The sequence below is a fragment of the Nakamurella flava genome, from assembly GCF_005298075.1.
GTDB lineage: Bacteria > Actinomycetota > Actinomycetes > Mycobacteriales > Nakamurellaceae > Nakamurella > Nakamurella flava.
In genome coordinates this window covers 1-4132 of the sequence record NZ_SZZH01000011.1, presented here as the reverse complement: position 1 = coordinate 4132, position 4132 = coordinate 1, and the positions used below count along the sequence as shown (strand labels likewise).

The 4132-nt window shown below is 68.4% G+C and carries 4 protein-coding genes; 2 read left to right on the top strand and 2 right to left on the bottom strand.

All coding sequences use genetic code 11. The features are described 5' to 3' along the window. Positions 1 to 891: 891 nt before the first annotated feature. On the bottom strand, positions 892 to 2190 hold the full coding sequence (tyrS, locus tag FDO65_RS21930; RefSeq protein WP_137451896.1) for a tyrosine--tRNA ligase: 1299 nt from the start codon (positions 2188 to 2190) through the stop codon (positions 892 to 894). Then, entirely contained in the window at positions 2162 to 2947 is a 786-nt protein-coding gene (locus tag FDO65_RS21925) for a DNA-3-methyladenine glycosylase (RefSeq protein ID WP_240757831.1), read from the bottom strand. Before FDO65_RS21925 ends, tyrS begins: the two co-directional genes overlap by 29 nt. 175 nt (positions 2948 to 3122) lie before the next feature. Here FDO65_RS21925 and FDO65_RS21920 point away from each other — a divergent pair, with 175 nt between their 5' ends. Continuing rightward, positions 3123 to 3572: a DoxX family protein gene (locus tag FDO65_RS21920; RefSeq protein WP_137451894.1), complete on the top strand. Its 450-nt coding sequence runs from the start codon at positions 3123 to 3125 to the stop codon at positions 3570 to 3572. A gap of 193 nt (positions 3573 to 3765) precedes the next feature. After that, a complete protein-coding gene (locus FDO65_RS21915; RefSeq protein WP_137451893.1) occupies positions 3766 to 4047 on the top strand; it encodes an isoamylase early set domain-containing protein in 282 nt (93 codons plus the stop codon). The last annotated feature ends 85 nt before the right edge of the window (positions 4048 to 4132 follow it).

Here is a 4132-nt window from a genome sequence, read left to right as displayed (position 1 = left end):
ACAACCAACCACCCACCCCCAAAGGAGAAGGACCGGTCAGTCAACAAACCATAGAAAACATTATCCAGGCGTCAAAATGAGCTAGCTCACTTCAATACCAAAGGAATCCCAAAGACCAGACACAAAGCCTGGCCAACGGGGTAAAACATAAATTGGCACTGACTATCGGTACACTGTTGAGTTCTCAAGAAACGGACGCGCACCTCGCTCGGACTTTCGTCTCCGCTCGGGGCCGACCTGAACAACGCTACCCGGTGTTTGGCGCTTTCGCAAATCGCTGTCCGGCGCTCTCGATCCGAAGATCTTGGCTTCCGGAAACCGAACCGGTTGAAGTTATCCCGCCACTGTAGCACCTGAATGCTTGATGCATCTTCGCTGCTCAGCGGCTGTGACCACTGTATCCGGCCCGGTGCGCGATTGCAAATCGCTGTATTTCTCAGGAAATGTCGAGACTTGTCCCAAAGAAACACCGGATGTAGTTGTCGACGACCATTTTGCAGATGACCTCTCGGCATTTCCTGCTCAATGACCCGGGCAAAGCTACCTGCTGTCTCCGGCAATTTCAAACCGCCGGATTCGCGGGCCCTTTCGCCTCACCGGCGCACGCCGGTTGACCCCCAGCGGAGCCGGGAGTCGAAGGTTCAAGGTGGGGTGCTGCGCGAGCCGCCCTGTGCCCTGGGAGTTGAATCCCGGCCGTTCGGTTCCTCGCGAAGCTCCAAGAACGTTACGCACGCTTCGGCGAGGAGTCAAGTCCCCAGTTCAGGCGGCGTGTTGGCCGGTCCGAAGGTGCTACCGGGACCTGCGACGGCGGGCGTCACAGGGCGTGCGGACGGGTCAACGACCCGGGCCCGCGTTCTGTTCCCGCGGGTCCCGCTGTCGGGGCGGTCACAGTCAGCCGGCGACGGCCCGGACGCCCGCGATGGCCTTCCGGCCCCGGCGCACCACCAGGTACTGCCCGAAGAGCAGATCCGACGCCGCGGGTCGGTGATCCGGTTCGCCGATCCGCTGGTTGTTCACGACCGCCCCACCTTCGGCGACGATGCGCCGCGCCTCCGACAGCGATGCCGCCAGCCCGGTCTCGCGCAGCAATTGCACGACGGTCGGCCCGTCCGCCGCTCCCACGGGGAGATCGGTCAGTCCCGCCTCGACCAGCGCCGCCGCCAGGGTGGGTTCGTCCACCGCAGCCAGATCGCCCCGTCCGAAGAGAGCGCCACTGGCCGCGATCGCCCCCTCGGTGGCCGCGGCGCCGTGCACCAGAGTGGTCACGTCCGCCGCCAGTGCCCGCTGCGCGGCGCGCGCCTGCGGACGGCTCGCCGTCTGCTCGGCCAGATCGGCGATCTCGTCGAGCGACCGGAAGGTGAAGACCTTCAGGAGGCGTACGACGTCCCGATCGTCGGCGTTGATCCAGAACTGGTAGAAGGCGTACGGGCTCAGCATCTGCGGGTCCAGCCAGATCGCGCCGCCCTCGGACTTGCCGAACTTGGTGCCGTCCGCCTTGGTGATGAGCGGAGTGGCCAGGGCGTGCACGGTGGACCCGGTCACCTTGCGGATGAGCTCGGTCCCGCTGGTCAGGTTGCCCCACTGGTCACTGCCCCCGGTCTGCAGCGTGCACCCGTACCGGCGGTACAGCTCCAGGTAGTCCATCCCCTGCAGGATCTGGTAGCTGAACTCGGTGAAGGACAGTCCCTCGTCGCTGTGCAGGCGGGCCGACACCGTCTCCTTGGCCAGCATCCGACCCATCCGGAAGTGCTTGCCCACGTCCCGCAGGAAATCGATGGCCGACAGCGGCGCCGTCCAGTCCAGGTTGTTGACGATGCGCGCGGCGTACTCCCCGTCGAAGTCCAGGAACCGCTCGACCTGGGACCGGATGCGATCCACCCACCCGGCCACGGTGTCCGCGTCGTTGAGCACCCGCTCGCCGGACATCCGCGGATCCCCGATCAGGCCGGTGGCCCCACCCACGAGACCCAACGGTCGGTGTCCCCCGGCCTGGATCCGGCGCATGGTCAGCAACTGCACGAGGTTGCCGATGTGCAGGCTCGGGGCCGTCGGATCGAACCCCACGTACGCCGTGATCGGACCGGCCGTCATGTCCGCGCCCAACGCCGCCAGGTCGGTGGACTGGGCGATGAGGTCGCGGGCGGACAGGTCGCGGAGCACGTCAGGGAGCTGGTCGGTCACGCGGGCCATCCTGCCAGGAGGGGCCACCGGGTTTTCCCGCCCGCGGGCCCTGGTCCGGCGCGACTTCACCGGTGAGGGGCACGCCGTTCGTCCGTCGGGAGGCGCGGGTCCCCGACCGGAACGCCGAGACCGACGGGGCCCCGCTGATCCAGAACCGCCACGGCACGTCGGCCGCCCGGCCGACGCCGACCCGGGGCCCGGCCGAGACGTCCGCCGAGGCCGGTGGACGTCCCTCGTGGAAGCGGGCTCCCCGCGTCGCGTCGCGCGGTGGCGCGCACAGGTCCAGGCCGTTGTCGTCCCGGGCCCACCCCAACACCGCCGCGAACCCGGCCGGCCCCCGCGCCAGGTGGTCGTCCCGCCGGGCCGTCGGCCGCCGGAGGCGGGCCAGCTCGAGACCGGACACCACCTCGCCCGCCCGCAACAGGACCGCCGATGCGTGGCCGTCCGGCCCGGTGACCACGTTCGCGCACCAGTGCATCCCGTAGACGAAGTACGTGTAGAGGTGACCTGGCGGTCCGAACATCACCGCGGTCCGGCTGGTCCGCCCCCGGTACGCGTGGGAGGCGGGATCGTCCGAACCCGCGTAGGCCTCCACCTCGGTCAGGCGCACCCCCACCGGACCCTGCGGTCCGTCGGCGACCACGATCCGTCCGAGTAGGTCAGGAGCGACCAGCGTGACCTCACGGGCGAAGAACGCGCGGTCGAGCGGGGGGCCGGGGTTCCGGTCGGCATCCGTGGTCGTCGCGCTGACCGGGTCGCCCGTCACCGTCCCTGCCTTCCCGTGCCCCGTGCCGGCCATGGGGTCGTCACCTCGTCGCGGTGGTTCATCTCACCTCTGGGTATGTGGACCATTACTAGCCGTGACCTGTTGAATGAACGTTCAAGCTTCTGTCCAGTACTCCCGCCCGCAAGCACCGCCTCGACACCACCTGGAGACCATCATGGCCACTGCCACGTCCGTCCTGTTCGGCCCGCGCACCACGACCACCGTCCAGGATGTCGTCCTGCTGGTCGGCCGCGTGGCCCTCGGCATCGTCCTCATCGCCCACGGGGCGCAGAAGCTCTTCACCAACGGAATCGCCGGGGTGACCGACGGATTCACGCAGATGGGTATCCCGGCCCCCGGCATCAGCGCGTGGTTCGCCGCGCTCGTCGAGTTCGGCGGCGGCATCGCTCTCATCGCCGGAATCCTCGTTCCCCTGGTCGGGGTGCTGGTGGCCGTCGACATGGCCGGCGCGCTGATCTTCGTGCACGCCGCCAACGGCGTCTTCGTCTCCGACGGCGGCTACGAACTGGTCCTGGTCATCGGCGCCCTCGGCCTGGTCCTGGCCGGCACCGGAGCGGGCGCGTTCTCGCTCGACCGCGCGCTGCGAGGTTCCGGCCGCCGCTGACCACCGCCCCACCCGGGCCGGCAGAAGTGTCACGGCCGCGTTTCCATCTCGCGACCGCTGGCGTTTCTTCCCCCGAATGGGGTGCCCATTCGCTACATTCCTCGACGGAACGTCACCGAGGTCGTCCGGCCATTGAAGTTCGATCACCCGACCTCACCCCGACAACGACCCGCCTGATGAAGTGGATGTACCTGTGAGCGTTCGTATTTCGCCCAGCAAGAGCTCGGCCGTCAAGATCCAGTTCGTCCTGTCCGACGCCGCGTATTCCGGACCGGTCTCGGCCGTCGGAACCTTCAACGACTGGACCCCCGGCAAGCACAAGCTGGTCAAGCGCAGCAACGGCACCCGCAGCGTGACCATCGAGGTGCCGGCCGGCGAACCCGTCACCTTCCGCTACCTCGGCGACGGCGGCGTGTGGTTCGACGACCCCGACGCCCACGAGATCACCCACGAGGGCTCGCGTCTGCTCGTCTGACCCACCCCCGACATCCGCCAAGGGGCGGGGGGCGGCCCCCCTCGCCGCCCCCCCCAGGGGGGGGTGGAGGTTCCCCCGGCAGACC